The organism is Mucilaginibacter frigoritolerans, assembly GCF_007830615.1.
Classification (GTDB): domain Bacteria; phylum Bacteroidota; class Bacteroidia; order Sphingobacteriales; family Sphingobacteriaceae; genus Mucilaginibacter; species Mucilaginibacter frigoritolerans.
Map to the genome: position 1 here is coordinate 354,498 of NZ_VLLI01000001.1, position 20,952 is coordinate 375,449.

Annotated in this window: 15 protein-coding genes and 2 tRNA genes; 12 read left to right on the top strand and 5 right to left on the bottom strand. The window is 38.4% G+C overall.

What is annotated here, in order from left to right; translation table 11 throughout:
• Nucleotides 1-64: 64 nt before the first annotated feature.
• The 5 genes from JN11_RS01460 (at nucleotide 65) to JN11_RS01480 (ending at nucleotide 7,940) form a co-directional block, all read left to right on the top strand.
• Entirely contained in the window at nucleotides 65-937 is an 873-nt protein-coding gene (locus tag JN11_RS01460) for a helix-hairpin-helix domain-containing protein (RefSeq protein ID WP_144908922.1), read from the top strand.
• The gene (locus JN11_RS01465) at nucleotides 934-1,461 is read left to right on the top strand and encodes an adenine phosphoribosyltransferase (RefSeq protein ID WP_144908924.1); all 528 of its coding nucleotides are present in this window, start codon (nucleotides 934-936) and stop codon (nucleotides 1,459-1,461) included. Before JN11_RS01460 ends, JN11_RS01465 begins: the two co-directional genes overlap by 4 nt.
• 58 nt (nucleotides 1,462-1,519) lie before the next feature.
• The gene (locus tag JN11_RS01470; protein ID WP_144908926.1) at nucleotides 1,520-2,764 is read left to right on the top strand and encodes a YdcF family protein; all 1,245 of its coding nucleotides are present in this window, start codon (nucleotides 1,520-1,522) and stop codon (nucleotides 2,762-2,764) included.
• 445 nt (nucleotides 2,765-3,209) lie between these two features.
• Nucleotides 3,210-6,452: a SusC/RagA family TonB-linked outer membrane protein gene (locus tag JN11_RS01475; protein WP_144908929.1), complete on the top strand. Its 3,243-nt coding sequence runs from the start codon at nucleotides 3,210-3,212 to the stop codon at nucleotides 6,450-6,452.
• 12 nt (nucleotides 6,453-6,464) lie between these two features.
• Nucleotides 6,465-7,940 carry a SusD/RagB family nutrient-binding outer membrane lipoprotein gene (locus JN11_RS01480; protein WP_144908931.1) on the top strand — a complete coding sequence of 492 codons (1,476 nt, stop codon included), beginning with the start codon at nucleotides 6,465-6,467 and terminating at the stop codon, nucleotides 7,938-7,940.
• 84 nt (nucleotides 7,941-8,024) lie between these two features.
• Here the strand turns inward: JN11_RS01480 and JN11_RS01485 are convergent, their stop codons facing one another.
• A complete protein-coding gene (locus JN11_RS01485; protein WP_144908933.1) occupies nucleotides 8,025-8,489 on the bottom strand; it encodes a hypothetical protein in 465 nt (154 codons plus the stop codon).
• Nucleotides 8,490-8,632: 143 nt separating this feature from the next.
• Here JN11_RS01485 and JN11_RS01490 point away from each other — a divergent pair, with 143 nt between their 5' ends.
• Nucleotides 8,633-11,155 carry a glucosidase family protein gene (locus JN11_RS01490; RefSeq protein ID WP_144908935.1) on the top strand — a complete coding sequence of 841 codons (2,523 nt, stop codon included), beginning with the start codon at nucleotides 8,633-8,635 and terminating at the stop codon, nucleotides 11,153-11,155.
• Between the two features lie 134 nt (nucleotides 11,156-11,289).
• On the opposite strand, the gene JN11_RS01495 is transcribed toward JN11_RS01490, so the two are convergent.
• From JN11_RS01495 to JN11_RS01505, 3 genes are all read right to left on the bottom strand, one after another.
• Nucleotides 11,290-13,158 carry a sensor histidine kinase gene (locus JN11_RS01495; protein WP_144908937.1) on the bottom strand — a complete coding sequence of 623 codons (1,869 nt, stop codon included), beginning with the start codon at nucleotides 13,156-13,158 and terminating at the stop codon, nucleotides 11,290-11,292.
• Nucleotides 13,159-13,596: 438 nt separating this feature from the next.
• Complete coding sequence (locus JN11_RS01500) at nucleotides 13,597-14,136, bottom strand: hypothetical protein (protein ID WP_144908939.1); 540 nt, start codon at nucleotides 14,134-14,136, stop codon at nucleotides 13,597-13,599.
• A gap of 288 nt (nucleotides 14,137-14,424) precedes the next feature.
• Nucleotides 14,425-15,675, bottom strand: coding sequence for a DUF2130 domain-containing protein (locus tag JN11_RS01505; protein ID WP_170227671.1), 1,251 nt, complete (start codon nucleotides 15,673-15,675; stop codon nucleotides 14,425-14,427).
• A gap of 295 nt (nucleotides 15,676-15,970) precedes the next feature.
• On the opposite strand from JN11_RS01505, the gene JN11_RS01510 reads away from it, so the two are divergent.
• Entirely contained in the window at nucleotides 15,971-17,143 is a 1,173-nt protein-coding gene (locus JN11_RS01510; protein ID WP_144908941.1) for an acyl-CoA dehydrogenase, read from the top strand.
• A gap of 1 nt (nucleotide 17,144) precedes the next feature.
• Here JN11_RS01510 and JN11_RS01515 read toward each other — a convergent pair whose 3' ends face one another.
• Nucleotides 17,145-18,716 (bottom strand): PAS domain-containing sensor histidine kinase, encoded by a 1,572-nt coding sequence (locus tag JN11_RS01515; protein ID WP_144908943.1) that lies wholly within the window; start codon nucleotides 18,714-18,716, stop codon nucleotides 17,145-17,147.
• Between the two features lie 212 nt (nucleotides 18,717-18,928).
• Between JN11_RS01515 and rpsU the strand changes: the two genes are divergently transcribed.
• The 5 genes from rpsU to JN11_RS01540 all read left to right on the top strand — a co-directional run bounded on the left by rpsU (nucleotide 18,929) and on the right by JN11_RS01540 (nucleotide 20,938).
• Nucleotides 18,929-19,123 (top strand): 30S ribosomal protein S21, encoded by a 195-nt coding sequence (gene rpsU / locus JN11_RS01520; protein WP_090642938.1) that lies wholly within the window; start codon nucleotides 18,929-18,931, stop codon nucleotides 19,121-19,123.
• A 69-nt stretch (nucleotides 19,124-19,192) separates the two neighbouring features.
• Nucleotides 19,193-20,119, top strand: a complete 927-nt coding sequence (locus JN11_RS01525) for a tyrosine-type recombinase/integrase (RefSeq protein WP_317131261.1) — start codon at nucleotides 19,193-19,195, stop codon at nucleotides 20,117-20,119.
• A 12-nt stretch (nucleotides 20,120-20,131) separates the two neighbouring features.
• Nucleotides 20,132-20,479, top strand: coding sequence for a ribosome hibernation-promoting factor, HPF/YfiA family (hpf, locus tag JN11_RS01530; RefSeq protein ID WP_144908945.1), 348 nt, complete (start codon nucleotides 20,132-20,134; stop codon nucleotides 20,477-20,479).
• A 236-nt stretch (nucleotides 20,480-20,715) separates the two neighbouring features.
• Nucleotides 20,716-20,788: transfer RNA gene (locus JN11_RS01535), tRNA-Thr, on the top strand.
• Between the two features lie 66 nt (nucleotides 20,789-20,854).
• Nucleotides 20,855-20,938 (top strand) — tRNA-Tyr (locus tag JN11_RS01540).
• Nucleotides 20,939-20,952 lie beyond the last annotated feature (14 nt).

Sequence of the window (20,952 nt, forward strand, 5' to 3'; positions counted from 1 at the left end):
CCTTTGTAAAGGGTGTTAAATATCTTGAAAATTATTTAATTTAAACCCTTGATAAACCTTATAAATGAAAGCGCGGATAAAAAATTACCTGTCAATAACCAAAAAGGAATGGAACGGCATGGTAGTTCTTGTTGTTTTGATAACATTGGTATTGGCTGCGCCTTACGTTTATCAATTGTTGCGCAAAGATAATACAATAAATTTTAAAGATTTTGATAAAGCGATAGCGCAGCTAAGCAAGGTAGAGCAAACACAGGTATATCCTGATAATAAACCTATAGCAGATGATAAATTACAGCATCCGGTAATGTTTCCCTTTAATCCTAATAACTTAACAGTTGAACAATGGAAACTATTAGGGCTTAGTGAACACCAGGCAGATGTAATTGAACACTATAAAGCTAAAGGTGGCAGGTTTTACAGAAAAGAAGATGTGAAAAAGATTTATGCCATTACTGCAGCCGATTATATACGACTGGAACCTTATATTAATATCCCGGAAATGGAGTACACTACATCAAAAAAAGCCAAACTAGGTGAAGTTATCGAACTAAATAGTGCTGATTCGGCAAGAATGACCATGATAAGAGGAGTAGGGGCATCCTTTGCGGTGCGTATAATCAGGTACAGAAATCGTTTGGGCGGGTTTTATAGCAAAGAACAATTAAAAGAAATTTACGGAGTTGATTCGGCTAAATATGCAGAGATTAAAGATGTGGTTTCTGTAAATCCGTCAAAAGTGAAAAAGATCGATATCAATACCATTTCTTTTGATCAGTTAAGGATATTCCCTTACTTAGGATATAAACAAGTGAATGCCATTATACAATACCGCACCCAACATGGTAATTATGAATCTATAAATGACATGAGAAATATTGCCATACTGGATGAAGGAATTTTGCGTAAAATTGAACCATATTTAAATTTCAAATGATAGCAGAGCAAATTAAATCGGCCATACGTGATATTCCTGATTTCCCTAAGCCGGGAATTATTTTTAAAGACATTACTCCCATACTTAAGGCACCTCAATTATGCAGCAATATTGTTGATGCTTTTGTAGAGCAACTTAAAGGGATAAGGGTAGATGCAATTGCCGGTATTGAAAGCCGTGGCTTTTTATTTGGATTAACACTGGCTACCAAATTGGGTGTGCCTTTTATCCCGGTGCGCAAAGCTGGTAAGCTACCATTTACCATCAAACAAAAAGCGTACAAACTGGAATACGGTACTGCCGTTATTGAATTACATACTGACGCTTTTGAGCCAGGAAAGCATATACTGATTCATGATGATTTGCTGGCAACCGGTGGTACCGCGCTGGCAGCAAGCGAGCTAATTAAGGAAATGGGTGGTGAAATAGCCGGATTTTCGTTTGTAGTTGGATTGGGTTTCCTGAATGGAAAAGAAAGATTGCAACCGGTGTCAGAAAACTTGATTGTGCTTGCTGATTATTAAATATTTAGCGTTTGCGACTTTTTTAAATACTTCTCTTTAGGCATTAAATCCTAACCTTATGAAATGTTTGTTTGTGTTATTGTTAGCTGTTTTTTGTGCCATCAATGTTTATGCGCAGAAATCTCAATCCGGTTACCAGCCAATTGGAAATGGCAGTGTGCAGGCCAAGAACTTTTACTTGTTAACGCTATTGGAGCACAACGATAAAATAAGATTGGTGCTTGAACATGATAGCGTGCTTTCGATAATGGCTGTTAAGCAAAATGAAGCAATAGCCAGATGCCTTGCAGTCTGTACAACATATAAGTGTATTACCGATACCTTAAAATTAAGTAGTGAGGCCATTAATAAAGTTAGCACAAGGTTGGCTTACCTTTATCGCAATAGCGCTGATTTGCAAAAATTAGTAAAAAATGAGCTGATTCCATCCAATTGTTACCGGCAGGATAGTGCCTATGAAGCGGTAACCCAACTAACTAAAGCCTGGGAACAAGATGCTAAAGACATTAACCATACTATTGACGTTTATGCGAATGGTTTGCCTCCCAAGTATCCGGCAATTGATTCAATTAGTTTTAATGTAAATAGTCCCGGATATATTAATGTGGTGAAACAAACAACCGCAAAAATATTAGGAGAAGAGCATAAATCGCGTTTGTTTTTTATGCCAGGCATGACAGCCGCACTTGCTTTTTTAAATGTCAATGGCCGCAATAATGCCGGTGACTATGAGCCCATGGAGCTTACGGTAAACAAAGCTGCACTGCAGAAAGCCAAAAGTATTGTATGGGCCAATTATAACTATACAGTATTGCTGGTACCTGGTGAAGGGCCAGATAGCAGTAATACACCTATAAGCAATAGTAGTAAAAACAGGTGCAGAATTGCCGCGGCAGTGTACCATCAATCAAAATCAGCTCCTTTTATTATGGTATCCGGTGGGAAAGTTCATCCCTACAAAACTCCCTTTTGTGAAGCAGTAGAAATGAAAAGATTTTTGATAGATAGCCTGCAAATACCGGATAGCTCCATTATTTTGGAACCTCATGCTCGGCATACTACTACAAATATGCGCAATGGGGTAAGGCTGCTGATTCAATATAACTTTCCCTTATTAATGCCGGCTTTGGTGGTGAGTGACTCATCGCAAAGTGCCTACATTAGTGGTATGAAACAGCGTTGCATTAATGAGTTGGGCGATGTGCCTTACCAATTAGGTAAACGGATTTCGGTCAATAGTCAGGAGTTTTATGCTGTTCCTGTAGCCGGACAAATTAACCTAACAGAGCCTCTGGATCCTTAGGAGATTCCAACCCGTATTTTTTTCTTCTTTAATATTTTAACCATCCAAAATGCCTGTGGTTAAACGGGTATCTGTTTTTGATACGTTTTATTGGAATTCGTGATTGACAATTAGTTTTTTAATTGTTTGCGGCCTTTCTATGTCTTTATTTTTCTGCTGATTAAATAGAAGCCGGAAAATGCCTCGTGTATTTTCCGGCCACAATTAACTAATTAACTGACTTATTTTTAAACCCTCATGGTTAACTTATAATTTAATAAGTCGATTAATTATTAGATAAAACATGAAAAAAATATAAATGTTTTAACTATCTATTTTAAAACATTATATCATTAAAAGTGTTACCTGAAAATAAACCTATTTGAATTTATTTATTTCTTTATTGGAAACTTTTACTTCCATTTATTTTTTAATTAAATTTATTATTAACTAAATCACTTATTCAATGAAAAAATTTTTACTTCTGAATTTGTGCATCCTATTATTAGCTACAACCAGGCTATTTGCGCAAAGTCATGCCGTAACGGGAAAGGTTACGGGCAAAGACGATGGTTTACCAATTCCGGGTGTAACGGTAAGTATAAGAGGAACAACTACCGGAACTCAAACTAATATCGACGGTAAGTACACCTTAAACGTATCGGATGGTGCTGTACTAGTTTTTAGCTTTATTGGTTATTCATCACAAACTTTAACGGTAAGTGGTAATACATTAAATGTAATATTGTCGCCATCGAGCCAGCAGCTTGGTGAAGTGGTGGTAACCGGTGCATTGGGTATCACCCGTACGCGAAACCAACAAAGCTATGCTGCTCAACAGGTATCAGGCGAGGAAGTTAGCAAACAACGATCAGATAATTTTATTGATGGATTATCAGGTAAGGTTGCGGGCTTGCAGATCAGTCAGAACAATACCATGGGCGGATCAACTAATGTGGTATTGCGTGGTTATAAATCCATAACGGGTAATAATCAGGCCTTGTTTGTAATTGATGGTGTGCCTATTGGTAATGAAAATAACAATGGAAGCAACCAGATGCAAGGTGGTGGCGGTTATGATTATGGTAGCCCGGCTTCGGATATTAATCCTGACGATATTGAAAGTATTACAATTTTAAAGGGTGCAGCAGCTTCTGCCTTGTATGGTTCAAGGGGTAGTAATGGTGTTATTTTGATTACGACCAAAAAAGCCAGAAAAGGGCTGGGTATTGTTATTAACTCTACCGTGAGTGTTGGTTCGATTGATAAATCTACTTTTCCTCAATATCAAAAGCAATATGGTGCAGGGTATGCCCAGTATTTTAATTCTGGGAATATTTTTGGTAATCCAAATGCACAGGTTGCACCAACTTCAGATGATGCTTCCAATGGCTATGCGTTTAATCCAAACCTGATGATTTACCAGTGGGATGCATTTGATCCATCGTCACCAAATTATGGCAAGGCTACTCCATGGGTTGCTGCTAAAAATGATCCGACAACCTTTTTTATAAACCCAGTTTCATCTGATCAAAGTATACTAATAACTAATGGTGGTGATAATGGGACCTTTAAATTGGGTTATACCAACAGTATTAATAATGGTGTAATACCGAACAGTAACCTAACCAAGAATTTAGTGGATTTTGGAGCCACTTATAATATCACCCCCAAATTAATTGTTGGTGCAAATTTAAGTTATTACAATACTAATGGCAAAGGCCGTGGGGGAACTGGCTATGACGGCAACAATTCTGATAACAGGAACGTGATGACCAATTTCAGACAATGGTGGGAAGTAAACGTCGATGTTCAGGAGCTGAAAGCTGCTTATAACAGGACTCAATCCAATATCAGCTGGAATATGGCCGATCCTCAGGATGGAAATACCAGCCCTGCCTATTGGAATAATCCTTATTGGGTGGTTGATCATAACTATGAAACAGATTCACGTAACAGGTATCTGGGGAATATCAACCTGAATTATAAAGTGACGCCATGGTTAAATATTATGGGCCGTACATCATTGGATACCTATTCGGAATTGGATGAAGAACGTTATGATGTGGGGAGTATTGGTGTTCCGTATTATTCAAGGTATAACCATGATTATTCAGAAACCAATTTTGACCTGCTGGCTACGGTTAATAAAAATATTTCAAAAGACTTTAATTTAAAGGCGCTTTTAGGTGGTAATATTAGAAAGGATTATGATAATAGTATTTTGGCCCAAACAAATGGAGGTTTAATAATACCAGGATTATATTCTTTATCTAATTCTTTGAATACACCACTTGCACCAGGGGAATATGATGCAAAAAAGGAAGTCGACGGTGTTTTTGCAGGTGCAACATTAACCTGGAAAAATATGCTGACTTTGGATGGTACCTTAAGGAGAGATGTATCATCAACCTTACCTGCCAATAATAATAAATATTATTATCCTTCAATATCAGCCGGTTGGGTTTTTTCAGAGCTGCTTAAGCAGTATAACTGGTTATCATATGGAAAAATAAGAGCCAATTACGCGCAAGTAGGTAGTGATGCACCACTTTACAGCGTTAATGATACTTATGTAATATTCCCTCCGTTTGGCGCAAACCCGCAAACTTATAATAATCCAACTAAAAATAATTCTGATTTGAAACCAGAACAAACAAAAAGTAAGGAAATTGGATTGGAGCTTGCATTTTTTAAGAGCCGACTGGGTTTTGACGGAACTTACTATGAAACAAATACATTTGATGAAATATTGCCAGTAAATGTTTCGGGAGCAACAGGCTATAATTTTAAATATTTAAATGCAGGTAATGTTCAAAATAAAGGTATTGAACTTTCATTAAATGGCACTCCGGTTTTAACTCAAAACTTCAACTGGAAAATTACCTTAAACTTTACTGCTGCCAAAAATAAGGTTACTGCACTATATACTGATGCCACAGGACAGGAAGCAAGTAACCTGGAGTTAGCAAGTTTTCAAAATGGTGAAACGCTTAACGCGCCTTTGAACCAGTCATTCGGTACAATAAGAGGAACAGATTATGTATATAATTCAAAGGGCCAAAAGCTTATTTATGAAACCGGGCCAAATGCAGGGCAGTATGAAATAACACCAAACTCAAACAATAACATAGGTAATACAAACCCCAACTGGACAGGCGGTATAAACAACAGCTTTACTTATAAGAGTTTTACGCTTAGCTTTTTGATCGACATAAGAAAAGGCGGGTCTGTTTTCTCAAATGATCTTGCTTATGGTTTAGCTGATGGAATTTACCCTTTAACAGCATATACCAATGATTTAGGAAAACCGGTGCGCAATACGCTTGCTGACGGTGGTGGCATGATACGCCCGGGGGTATATCCTGATGGGCAACCAAACACTACCAGGGTAACTGCTTATAACTATGGCGATTTTGGTGATGGATCAGGCTTGTTACCGCTAAAAGCATTTGTATATGATGCAAGTTATGTAAAACTGCGTGAAGCTCTGATAGGTTATACGATGCCCCAAAGTGTAATTGACAAATGGGCGCCTGTTAAAGAACTTACCTTTCAGCTTATTGGTAAAAACTTATGGATAATCCATAAAAACCTACCATATGCTGATCCGGAAGACGGCCTGAGTGCAGGCAACCTGCAGGGTATACAAGAAGGATCATACCCTACTACACGCACTATTTCACTGAATGTTAAAGTACGTTTCTAATTATATACGGACATGAAAAAAACAGCATTAATTTTTGTACTGATGTCGGTATTAACGGCATGTACGAAAGACATAACTAAATTAAATATAAATCCAAAGCAACCATCAAAGGTGCCTTCTTATAGTTTGTTTACTGAATCTGAAAGAGTATTGGATAGTTCTTTGTGCTCGGCAAATGAAAATTTAAATATATTCCGTTTAATTGAGCAGCAGTGGACAGAGACCACTTATTTAAATGAAACTAATTACCAGATAACTTATCGCAAACAGCCAGATGCTATTTGGAGCGAATTTTACACAGGCATTTTGATTAACCTTGAAAAAGCAAAATCATTAATGGTTACTGATGTAACAGACGCCGGTACCAGGAAAAACGAAACTGCTATAGCCGATATTCTTGAAGTTTACTCTTATTTCTACCTGGTTACTACTTTTGGTAATATTCCTTATTCGCAGGCATTGAATATCAATAACCCTTTCCCTGCTTATGATGATCAGAAAACAGTTTACTATGCTTTATTAACGCGTTTGGATACTGATATTGCTGCTTTAGATGCATCAGCGGGCAGTTATGGTTCGGCAGACATTGTGTATGGAGGAAGCCCAGCCAGCTGGATAAAGTTTGCCAATACATTTAAACTTAAAATGGGAATTATCATAGCAGATTATGATAATGTAAAAGCAAAAGCAACAGTTGAAGCAGCCTATAATGCTGGAGTTTTTACATCAAATAGTGACAATGCCATATTTCAATTTCTAACCACTCCACCTAATACCAATCCGATTTGGGTTGATTTGGTACAGGGTGGTAGGCATGACTATGTAGGTACCAGTGGCTTTATTAACCTGATGAATCCAAATTCAGCTACGCAAGATCCACGCTTATCATATTATTTTGCCCCGAGTATTGCCAATGGAGTATATGTTGGTGCAGATAATGGATCAGGCAACGGAGGTATTGTTTATAGCCAATTTTCATTACCATCGGGGCCCTTACTCACCCCGGGATCTATAGGAACTTTAACTAATCCCGATTTTCCGGGTGATATGCTCGATTATTCAGAAACAGCGTTTTACCTGGCTGAAGCTGCTGCCAGGGGTTATAGTGTTGGAGGCACGGCAGAAACATATTATAATGCGGCTATCACAGCATCAATTATGTATTGGACAGGTTCAACCACTGGTGTGAGTGATTACCTGCTTTTACCTAACGTTGCTTTTGCCACTGCCACCGGCGGTACCGATTTGCAAAAAATTGCCCAACAGGCCTATATTGCATTTTATAACAGGGGCTGGGATGCCTGGATAGAAAGCAGAAGGCTTAATTACCCGGTGTTACTTCCTCCGCCAAATGCAGTTAGTGCTTTTCCGCTTCGTTTTACTTATCCAATTAATGAGCAAAATGTAAATGTGGTTAATTACAATAAAGCATCATCGGCAATAGGTGGTGATGCAGTGACTACTAAACTATTTTTTGATGTGCACTAATTAGTAGTTTTAACTAAATATTATGGAACCCCCAGATGTTTTAACAGCTGGGGGTTTTTGTTATAAGAGCTAAATTAGGTATTGTTAAAATGGCCTGAATAAAGGCCTGCTTATCAATGGCGAAAACGACCAGGGGATAGAGCTTAAAATAACTAACAGACCTATGGTAAACCAAATGGCTATTGTTTTAAATTTTTGATTATCTGTTGTTTGTTTTTTTGCTTTGGCTGATCCAATCGTGATCAGGATTATTGCGGTAATCATCATGGTAATGTGCTCTATGCCAAAAAATCTGATCTGCCGGTTGTGTACCGCATCCTTGAAATTATGTAGAAAATAATTAACGATTGGGCTGATGAAGTATAGCCAAAGCCCGATAACCAATTGCGTATGGGCAATAATTACTGTAATCATCCGGATAAGATTATCCCGTTTGCTATAAGTCTTATATTGAAACCAGCCCCTATAAGCAGTGATAATGGAAACAAGCAGGCTTGTTAGCACCAGCCAGCGTAATAAGGAGTGAAATGCAAGGATAAATTGATACATAAACGAAGCTATAACAGGCAGACGATTGGGGAGATATAATATTTTATAATGTGTTAGATCTTTTGAAAAAATTACAAAATAAATTAGTTTATCCTAACTGTTAGTTACCTTTTACAATACATTTGGGGTATAAATTAATACTAATGTTTGCCAAAAGAATTTACACGCTTTCTGTTTGCTTTTTAGTTGTTCTTTTACCTTTAATTGGTTCAGCAACAATTTTCAGTCAAAATATTCCCGGAGAATCAAGGCAGATTACAATCAGCAGTGCCAAAACTGCTCTGACTATTGATTATGATCATAAAGCTGCTGTTACATCTTTAATCATTAACGGACAAAAAGTAGTTAGTAGTACCGATGGTATGTTTACTTCGGTAAAGGTAGGTAGCATTACCTATTCTTCATTGCACACCAAAAGCAATCCTGTGATTGTTCAAAGGGCAGATAGCTTAAAGATCACCGGTATTAATTATGGAGATAAACAACTCACCATTTCAGAAACCTGGACCTTTATAAAGACCAGTAAATTCATCAAATGGAAAATTGAAAGAAGCTTCTCTAAAGCGGTTAACATTGATGAGGCAGCAATGCCGGTAATTAATTTTGATAACATTAATACCTGGGAGGGTGCTTACCAGGGCTATGGGGGCTTGGCCTGGTTTTATTTGTTCAATGAAAAGCTTTGTACCTATGGCGTTCATACAAGAGCATCTAACTTTTGGAACAGCAAAACAAATAATGGGTTAAATATAACTGTTGATGCACCTGGTGAACAGGTTGCCATGAAATATACCCGGACAAACGATGACAGACTTCAGTATTCCGTTACCGCCTCCAAACAGGAAATGCTGCCACGCGGAGATACTGGAACCAACAGGCGCCGGTTTATAAGAGGCAGAACTAATGTTTGGGCTCCTTTTTTTGAACCTGCAGATAAAACCACACAAACTTTAACATTTACTTATTTTGAGTATGATGAGAAATATGGCCGGGGAAAATTTACAGGCATCAACGGTGAGCAGGTGAGCGCTGTGTTGGGTACCATAGCTCATATCGGCGTAATTGATTCTCTGCACTATGGGGGTAATAGTTGGCATACTCCTTATGGTCCTATTTGTTTACATGAACAATATATTGCGCAGCTTGGTCTGGGCATTAATGACCCAGCGTATCTTAACGGATATAAAAGCTGTTTAGATTTTTATAGGGATTATGCTATAAAACCGGATGGGCGGGTTTACCCGCGTTGGGCCTATACCAATGAGGATGCTATGCCGGGCCAGTTTAATAAGGATGGCTTTTATGAGGCACAGTGGGGGATTTTGTTGGACTCAAACCCTGACTATGTTAGCAATGTATCTGAACTTTATGATTTAACAGGCGATAAGAAATGGGTAAAAGGTCAGCAACTGGCATGTGAAAAAGCACTTGACTGGATACTTAAAAGAGATAGCAACCACAATGGCCTGGTTGAAATGATGACTGACTCTAAAGACCAGAAAAGAAGCAGCGACTGGATTGATATTATTTGGGCATCATACGAAAATGCTTTTGTAAACGCGAAACTTTATCACGCATTGATAAAATGGGCCGCGATAGAACATCAACTGGGTAATACTGGTAAAGCATTATATTATGAAGAATTTGCAGCGAAACTAAAAACGAGTTTCAATAAACCAACAACGGATGGAGGCTTTTGGGATGACGAGAAAAAATGCTATGTGCATTGGAGGGATAAGGATAATACCATACATGGCCGTAACATGGTTACACCAGTAAATTTTATGGCTATTGCCTATGGCATTTGTGATGATTCTAGCCGGAAAAAACTTATTCTGGATAATATTGAAGCGCAAATGCAACAAGAAAATCTTTTCTTCTGGCCATTAGCAATGACATCGTATGCAGCTGGAGAGGGTAAGGAATGGCAGTTCCCTTTTCCGCAGTATGAAAATGGCGACTTGTTTTTATCCTGGGGGGCATTAGGAGTTAAAGCCTATGCAGACTATAATCCAGCTATTGCGGTTAAATATGTAAAGAAAGTGCTGGAACAGTATAGTAAGGATGGCCTTGCATTTCAAAGATATGGCCGCTTGAAACAGGATGGTTTGGGTGATGATATCTTATCGGGTAATAGTCTTTCTATAGTTGGTTTGTACCAGGCCATATACGGTATTAATCCATTATACAACCGCTTTTATCTGGAGCCGCACATTACCTCTGAGCTTTATGGCACCGAGTTAAGGTACAATTTTCATAACCAGCGTTTAACCATAAACCTGGATAGCAGCGGTTATGCTGTATCGAACCATTTTTTTAAAGTGATAAGCACTAAAAACTTTGGCTTTGCAGGTTCTAAAAATCATCTCTCTTATTTTGATGGTAGTAATGCTATTGCTTCATTACAAATTATAACTGATAAACCGCTTACTATAGTTGTAAAGAACTGGAACAATGAGCAAAGAGAATGGAGTCAAACGGCGTCTAAAGTTTCGATAAAGCCGTTAAGCTATAAAATAAGTCAATTAAAGCCGAATACGGTGTACATTGTATCAGTTAACGGCAAAACAGTTCAGAAAACTAAAAGCGATGATAAGGGTAATTTGCTGATCAATCATCGTATATCGGAACTTACTGAATCGTTAAGTGTCCATCTTGATAATTGAAATATCGGTATACTTTAAATAAAAGGAACTTTGTTGATTTGTAAAAGTACGCTGTGTCAATGTTGCGTACTTTTTAGTTTATAGGAAAAAACTGAAAGTACCTGGCCTGATAAGAGGAGTTTGAAAACAGTTTATTATTTAACTGGAATGCTGTAATAAAAAGTGGCGCCAAATTCTGGTTTGCTTTCTGCCCAGATGCGTCCATTTAATAAAGTGATAAATTCTTTACAAATAGTAAGGGCCATGCCGGCATCGCGACTGGTGGTTTCGCTCTGTTTAAATGAAAAAAGATGATTCAGTTCCGTTTCAGTCATTCCTTTTCCTTCGTTTTTTATTGATATGACTATTTCACTTTCGGTAGAAGTGACGTTGCAGGTTATTGCACCACACTGAGGAGAGAATTTGATGGCATTATTTATCAGGTTACGATTAATAAATTGCACTATTTCTCTGTCGGATTTTAAAGTAAACTCCGGAGCAATCGGGTTATTGATGACTAATTGCTTATCATCAATTTTGTGCTGAAAAAGACTGAAGGATTGCTCAATTAATTCTCTCAGGTTTAATTGTTCGGCTGTGAAAATGTATCCCGACAATTGTTTTTTAATCCATTGTAAAATATTATCAAATGTGAGCAGCACATTCTCAATGTCAGTTTGAATGTTATTGCATGATTGCAGGAGGATTGTTCTGTCCAGCTCTTCATCGCGCAGCAAATTAACCATGCCCAGAGCTTCACCCAATGGAGCCCTGAAATCATGGGCGAGCATGCTTAATAATCTGCCTTTAAATTCATCATTAATTTTAAGCGCTTTATTTTGCCGGGTTATTTGCTCGTTCAGTCCTTTTAATACTGTAGCGTGTTTGCGCGAACGATAATAAAATCCTATTAATAACAGAAGGGTTACCGATCCAACGCTGCTGGCAATAATAAACCACAGTTGTTTTTTATGATTCGCATTATCCAGTAACTGAAGTCTTTTAATATTCTCTTGTGCGTCATTATATTTGATATAGTCGCCCAAAAAACTACTATTGTTATCGTTTTGCTTTCCCAATGCGCTAACCAGTAATTTATTGGTTTCAGCCTGTTTAATTAAATTATGTTTTAATTCGTAGATGTGTAGCATATCTTTCAATACATCTATCTTCCAATAAACAAAATTATTAACCGCAGCCATATCATAAATCTGCTGGTAACAATAGAGTGCACTATCTGTTTGTTTTTCGGCTAGGTAATAGGTGGCATAAACGTTCAAGCCCTCCATTTGATGGTAATCCCATTGATTGCTGCGGGCTATTTGAATTGACTTAAGAATTAAAGGTAGGGCGGCTTTATTATCCTTTTTATCTAAAAATAAACCGGCCTTTTCCTGCATTACAAAAACCAAAGCCCTGTCATAATGGAAACGAATAGCAAGTTCCGTTGCTTTGTTCAGGTAATAGGCAGCAGAGTTGCCAGTCAGGTTATTCATCTCTACATAATTAGCATAAAGCATACAAAGTGTTGAATCAGCCTTTAAATGGCGGGCCGTAAACATTGCTTTTTGCGAAAATTCTTTGGTTTTAATACTATCATTAATGAAGCTGTAACTGATTGATGAATTCATCAGCATTTGTGCCATTTCAGCAGTGTCGGGTAGTTTGGCGTAGGTATGATAGGCTCTGCTATAATAATCAAGCGACTGGCTGTAAAGGCCCTTAAGTGCAAAGCTGATAGCAATATTGGTGAGGGCATCGGCTTGTCCACGGGTGTTATGCAGTTGTTGTGCGATAGCATTTGCTTTTGTGCCGTAAATATAGCTGCTATCGGCACTTTTCATATGAATAAGAAAGCCAATTTTATTCATCAGTCGCATCACCTTCAAGCTATCCTTAGTAACAGCTAATTGCTGCTCAAACTTTTTAAGCTCTAATTGTTGTGCACCGGCAACAGTGAGAACAAACAATGGTATCACCAACAAAGCAATTTGTATCCATAACCGAATTGAAGGAGCCCTCATTAAATGGTTTATCTTTTACCTGCTAAGTTAGTCTTCTTTTTTCAGAAGTTTTAAAAGTTAGGTTTCTTAATAGTTTATAAGGGGCTATTTGGGCTAAATATGTATTTGGTTATAAGTGGCTGATTACTCTGAACAGAAATCGCCCCGCCCATTGCCGCGGAGGCCTAGTTACTTTTGTGGCCACAAAAGTAACCAAAAAGGCTTTCAGCAGAAATGCTTCTTTGCTGCTCCGGCCTTTGCCCTGCAAATTCGTTAAAACCGGGGCTGCAATCTTTTCGCGGTTGCACCTTGTCATTTTCAGACCCTTATGCGGAGATTTGCTATGCCCTGCCACCGCTTTTCGGCCGAATCGTTTTTCCGCATTTCGGCCGAAGCTTATTTGCTGACGAGTATCTCATGTTATCAGAAGTTGACTTACTATAGCTCCGAAGCGTTTGTTTATATATGACTATTAATAATTTTAACTTTACAAGATAGAATCTTTTCAAACTCTTGCACGACTTCATCCTTTAATGGTGGCCAATTCCAAAAGGTGAACCCCAGGTTACTAAATCCCCAGGTTGGTTCGATTAAATAATCATTAAGATCACTTGCATTATTGCAAAGTGGACATAATAATAGTGAATTGCCTGTTTCATAATAATCATTCAAATCCCATTCATTTGATATTATATTCTCATTGCACTTTGGGCAAATAAAGCTATCTAAACCATTTTGTCCAGTGTGAAATACCTCTCGATCGGTTACAACCTCAAGGCCATTACATCTGAGCGAAAATGGCAGATATTCTGGTTCATCAACTAAATTAGAAGCTCCTTTGTCAATTGGATACCCCAATTCGGAAGATAATATACAGTCTGTTTTAACTGGCTTAACAGCTTTTATACTTACTAACCATTCAATAATTTGTTTAGCCTTTACTTCTCTGTCGAGGAAATGGGTAATATTAGGGACAATGCTTGTACTCGAGTCACTCATAGAGCTAAACTAATTGAATTTTCTATTCGAAACATTAAGGAAAGTTTAAATATTTTGGAAAGTGCTTTTATTAATACATTAAGTTAAAAAGGACTGGCCCGTCAGAAAAACGGGCCAGGAGTATGGCCTGCAGCGCTGAAGCTTTTTTCTGACTTGATTTTTGGTTACTTTTCATCTAAGGAAAAGTGACTAGGCCACCGCGGCCATGAGCGGGACGATGATTGTATGTACCATCAGCTAATAATAACCACAAATTATTTCAAAAGGGGGTAACTAATCAAACAAAACCTACTCCAGCAACAAAGTATCATCCTCATCCCCTAAACTTAAATGAATCATATCACTACCGGCAATGCCTTCGATAGAGCCTTTAATATGAGCGGCATTTAATAGTACTTTTTCCAGTTGCTTTTCGCGGGCCTTCCATAGTTTTTCCATGGCATCGCGCTCTTTTTGTATGGATATACGCATGCTCATATAGCCTTCACGAATTGCTTTCCATTGTTCAGAAAATTCATTGCTTATCAGATAGTCGTACAGAAGATGCATTTTATCGCCTTTGTTGTCCTGTGCCTTTGCCAGATTGGCTAGTTTGATGATACCATCACGTAATATATAAGATACGGCTTTCACTTCTTCAAACGAGCAGATCCATACACCGTCTTTTTCGCCAAAGCAATCCATGCCTTTTGGATAGCATTGAGTAACAATAACAGCCACATCCACCCCAATGGCGCGCATGTCTTTTTTCAGCTTATCAATCCAGTCCATGGAGAAATCTTTGGTGCGCTTACTTTCATAAATAATACGACCGCATTCTTGACCAAACTGGTTGCGTACAGTTTGTACACAGTCTGCCCCTCGCACGCCCTTGCCCACCTCGCTAATCATATCGAAAGGGAAATTATCGCGAAGCAATTCTTCTAAAATCAATTCCTGTACCTCGCCTTGTAACTGCATAGAGCCTTGTTCGGCTTTGCGTTTCATTTCTTCGGCCAGTTTTTTTTGGTCGTCCAGCTGTTTTTCAAGCTCTTTTACCTTTAGCTGGTAATCAGTGTCTTTCAAACTAAATTTCTCTGCTTCCTGCTTACGGATGGTTTCGGCCAGCTCATTGCGCTGTTCCTGCATGCGGCGCTGTATGGAAAGTTCCAGTTCTTCTTCCTTTTGTTTAAGCGCCTGCTCTTTTTGTAAAAATTCCAGCTCTTTCTGGCGGGCCGTTTTTAGTTTTTCGTCCGATTCCTGTTTGGCGCTTTGCAGTATCAGTAATTGGTTCTCAAAATCAGAAGCTATGGTTTTACGCAGCGATTGTTCAATATTTTGCTGTAGTTGTTTCTTTTCATCGTTTAGGCGTTGTTCAAAAAGCAATTGTTGTTGCCGTTCTTTATTGGCAAACTCCGTTTCTTTTTTGCGGTACTCCTCTTCCTTTTGCTGGGTATATTCCTGCATTTTGGTGCGAAGCTCTTTTTTATATTCTTCGGCCATCACTTCTTCAATCGGGAATCCAAAACCACAGCTGGGGCACTTAACTTCTGTTGCCATATTTATAAAGGGAATTAAAGCTGCAATTTACAGCTATTAGGTGAATAGCGGTGTGTAATGATGAAAAATGAAGTAGTGGCGCAGGTAAATAGTAAGTGTTCACGCGTTAATTATTGAACATCAGGATAAAATACCGGCAAAATATTTTTCAATCAAGATACCTTCACAAACAAGGGTTAAATCAACTAAACCTAGTATTCATACCGTATACTAAAAGTGTCGTTTTTCATGGGCTTTTATCTGAAACTTTTGCATTATTTATTACGTTACTTTGCTATAAACCAATTAAAAGCCAATGGATTCCATACTTACAGATATACCTGCCGGTTACGATTTTTCGAACAGTGATAACCAGCGCATGATAGAGCAGATGGTAGGTGATTTTGCCGAAAAGCATATCCGACCGCATGTGATGGAATGGGATGAAGCTCAGTATTTCCCTATTGAGCTTTTTAAGCAACTAGGCGAGCTCGGCTTGATGGGCGTGGTAGTACCGGAAGAGTACGGAGGATCAGGTTTCGGGTATTTTGAATATGTAACGGTTATTGTTGAAATAGCTAAGGTTTGCGGATCGATAGGTTTGTCTGTTGCTGCGCACAACTCGTTATGTACCGGGCATATTCTGGCATTTGGTAATGAAGAGCAGAAACAGCGTTGGTTGCCTAAGCTGGCTACTGCTGAATGGATTGGCGCATGGGGCTTAACTGAAGCCAATACCGGATCGGACGCGCTGGGCATGAATACTACCGCAGTGCCAGACGGCGATTACTATGTAGTTAATGGATCAAAGAATTGGATAACACACGGTAAATCGAGCAATGTAGCGGTTGTAATGGTGCGGACAGGGGAGAAGGGCGATTCACACGGGATATCGGCATTGGTAATAGAAAAGGGTACAGCAGGGTTTACCCATGGCAAAAAAGAAAACAAACTGGGCATGCGTGCATCAGAAACTACTGAGCTGATATTTGATAACTGCCGCGTACCTAAAGAAAACTTGTTAGGTAAATCCGGTGAAGGCTTTGCCCAGGCCATGAAAGTACTGGATGGAGGAAGGATCTCCATTGCTGCATTATCATTGGGTATCGCTAAAGGTGCTTTTGACGCAGCTGTAAAATATGCTAAAGAGCGGAAGCAATTTGGCCAGCCGATTAGTAATTTCCAAGGCATATCCTTTAAACTGGCCGATATGGCTACCGAAATTGAAGCTGCCGAGTTATTGATAATGCAGGCTGCCGATTTAAAGAATAAACATCTGCCGGTAACCAAACAATCAGCTATGGCAAAATATTTTGCCTCGGAAGTAGCTGTTCGCTGTGCTAATGAAGCGGTACAGATATTTGGTGGTTATGGCTATACTAAAGATTTCCCGGTTGAAAAATATTATCGCGATGCCAAACTTTGTACTATAGGAGAGGGGACTTCGGAAATTCAGAAAATAGTGATCAGCAGAGAAATACTAAAGTAAGCTATTCATTGATAGGGACGGTGAACCAGAAGTTACTGCCATTACCCAACGTACTATCCACACCAATGGTTCCATTATGTCTTTTGATTATTTCTGAGCTGATATAGAGTCCCAATCCAAGACCAGAGAATTGATGACCCAGGGTATCTACACGGTAATACCTGTCGAACAAATGAGGGAGTTTTTGAGGGTTTATGCCAATGCCAAAGTCTCTAACAGAAACTTTAACAAAATCAGCATTCGTAGCCACGGTTATCTCAATTTTTTTTGATTGAGGTGAATATTTTACTGCGTTATTAATCAAGTTAACCAGCACCTGATCAATACGGCGATAATCGGCAAATATCATTACCGTTTTATCGGTATTAATGGTGAAATTATGATCGCTTATCAGTTTTGTGTTCTCACAGCAGTCATGCACTAAATCGGCAAGGTTAAAAAGGGTTTTGTTCAGGCCCAATTGTCCTTGCTGAATTTTGGTTACATTGAGCAAATCATCAAGAAGGTGTACCAGCTTATTTAAATTATTACTGGCCTTATTAACAAACAAAGGGATTTTTTCTGGACTCGAGTTAGTTTTGATCAGCTTTTGCAGTATCTGCATAGAAGCACTCAGTGAAGTTATAGGTGTTTTTAACTCGTGACTAGCTACACTTATGAATTCATCTTTTCGTTGCTGTAATTTATATTCTTCGGTAACATCCAGCAAAATACCGCTAAAACGGTAGGCAATCCCTTCAGCATCGAACCGGGCTTTGCTGATGGCTTCAACAACCCTCCGGCTTTTGTTTACGGGATTTTCGATGGTGTAGATAACGCTATAATTACCATCAGATCCTTTTTCAATTGCTTTTTGTATGGTGGCAATAACACGTTCTTTATCTTCATCAACAATAACATCAATTGCGGTATCGAAGTCTATTTCATCTTCTAAAGGTAAGCCAAACCATAATTTTAAACGATCGTTACTAATAAAATGATTGGTTATCGGATTTAAATCCCAGGTACCCAAGTCAGCTGCTTCTATGGCAAACTCAAGCTCTCTTTTTGCTTCCTGTATTATATTATAGGTTTGTACCTTGTTAGTAGTTTCATTACAAATAACCAGTACACCGGCTATTTTTCCGGTTTCATCTTTAACAGGGCTGTAGCTGAATGTCCAGTAAACATCCTCTAATCTTTTATTTCGATAAATAGGGATAAGTTGATCCTCGCTCCATGTTGGCTCCCCGGTTAAAAGTACCTGGTCTATTAATGGTTTAATAATTGGCCATATTTCTTTCCAGCAGTCTTCACCGCGCTGACCAAGTGCCTTTGGATGTTTGCCATTATTGCCCAGGCTGGGGCGATAGGCATCGTTGTAAAATTGAATAAGATCCTCACCCCACCAGATAAACATCGGGAATCTTGAATTAAGCATGATGCTTATGGTGGTCAGTAGACTCTGCGACCACCCTTCAGGGCTTCCTAAAATAGTTTTTGACCAGTCGAATTCCCTTGTCAGCCTTCCCATTTCACCGCCGCCTTCTAAATATTGTTGATATGCTATTGATGGTGAATAATTTGATGTCATGTAAGGTAGAGAATATGTTTTTTATTAAAGGGTAAATATAATTATTGCAACAACGTTTTTTTAATAATAAAGTTTTGGCCAAAAAGAGCTTTAAGGAATAGAATTAGTGACTAAAGTAATAAATCAATCCGAGAAATCTATTTTTAAATTATCTTTCATATTAAAAACTAATTACTTACCTTTGCCTTCCCTGAAAGGAGGTATTTGGAATTATGATCATTATCAACGTAAAAGACGGCGAATCATTAGATAAAGCATTGAAACGCTTCAAAAAGAAATTTGAAAAAACAGGAGTTTTAAGAGAGCTTCGTAGTCGCCAGGCATTTGAAAAAAAATCTGTTACCCGCCGTCACGTGGTGAAACATGCCATCTACAAACAGAATATGAACTTAGAAACAACTGTTTAATTCTTGTTAAAAGAATTTTAAGTTTTTCTACCAATATATCAAAACTATTTGTACATTCATCTTTGGAGTGTGCAAGTAGTTTTTATGTTTTCAGAGCGATTTATCCGGTATATTAAATTCGAGAAAAGGTATTCCCCGCATACCGTATTGGCCTATCAATCAGACCTCGATCAGTTTTTTAACTTCCTAAATAATCCTGATAAAAAGGTACCTGCTCCTGAGGCGGTAATTACTCATCCTTCACAAATAACGCACCATCATATCCGTAACTGGATGGTTGAAATGATGGGAGATCAAATCCTGGCGCGTTCCATTAACCGTAAGATAGCTACGCTGCGTAAATATTTTAAATTTATGCTGCAGGAAGGCGTGATAGAAATTAATCCTGCGTCAAAAATTACTACGCCTAAAATCCCTAAAAACTTACCGGTTATAGTGGAAGACACCCGCTTAACAGCAATGCTGGATGAAAATATAGTTTTCAGCAAAGATTTTGCAGGCCTACGCGACAAGTTGGTTATGGAAATGCTTTTTGGTACAGGGATGCGCCTTTCAGAATTACTTGGTGTAAAAGAAACCGATATAAATGCCTATGAAGGTACCGTTAAGGTTTTAGGCAAGCGCAATAAAGAAAGAATCATCCCGGTTAATAATGAATTGAAGCTTTTACTGTCAGAATACCTGGAGTTAAAGAAAAATCAAAATTTTGGCAACAATTCCTTAATATTGATCGTTACAGATAAAGGAGCAGATGCATACAGCAAGCTTATCTATTTAATAGTGCAGAAATATCTTTCTTACATATCAACCCAAAATAAAAAAAGCCCGCACGTGCTGCGGCACACCTTTGCAACAAGCTTATTAAACCGCGGCGCCGACCTTAACGCCATTAAAGAACTTTTGGGCCATGCAAATCTTAGCGCAACCCAAATTTATACGCACAATTCAGTTGAGAGATTAAAGTCTATTTACAAACAAGCCCATCCAAAGGCATAAAAAGGAGGAATCATGAAAATTACAGTGCAATCTATTCGTTTTAATGCAGACAGAAAATTATTGGATTTTATCCAGAAAAAAGCTGATAAGCTTGATACCTTCTACGATCACATTATTAGTGGGGAGGTATATTTAAAGCTCGAAAATGTGGAAGACGAAGCCAATAAAATAACGGAGATTAAGCTGATGTTGCCGGGCAATCAGATTTTTGCTAAAGAAAAATGTAAATCTTTTGAAGAGGCTACAGACTTGGCAATTGAAAGCCTTCGCAAACAAATTGAAAAACACAAACAGAAGAAAACCATTGCTGCTGAGGCTGTTAAAAAGGCCGTTTTACTATCAACAGCCGATGAATTTTAAATAAAATTCTCATTAAATATTTTCAAAAATCGGTGGGTTTTAAGCCCACCGATTTTTTTTTAAAATAAATTTTGCTGAGGATTTAAAATGTGTAAATTTGCAATCCCTTTCGGAGAGGTACTATACGAAGCCTCGGTAACAAAAGGGATGGTTCTTTAAAATAAAATACAGCCTTATTAATTAGCCTGTAGTATTTGCTCAGATTTGTTGGGAAGGTACCATAGATAATAAAATAAGCCTCCTTAGCTCAGCTGGTAGAGCAACTGACTTGTAATCAGTAGGTCATTGGTTCGATCCCGATAGGAGGCTCTGTTAATTTCGGAATTGTAATGTTTAGCTTCAACTTTGGACATTGCGAAACCGAAATCAACAAATGGGGGGATACCAGAGCGGTCAAATGGGACGGACTGTAAATCCGTTGCTTCGGCTACGAAGGTTCGAATCCTTCTCCCCCCACCAATTAGTTGGCAGTT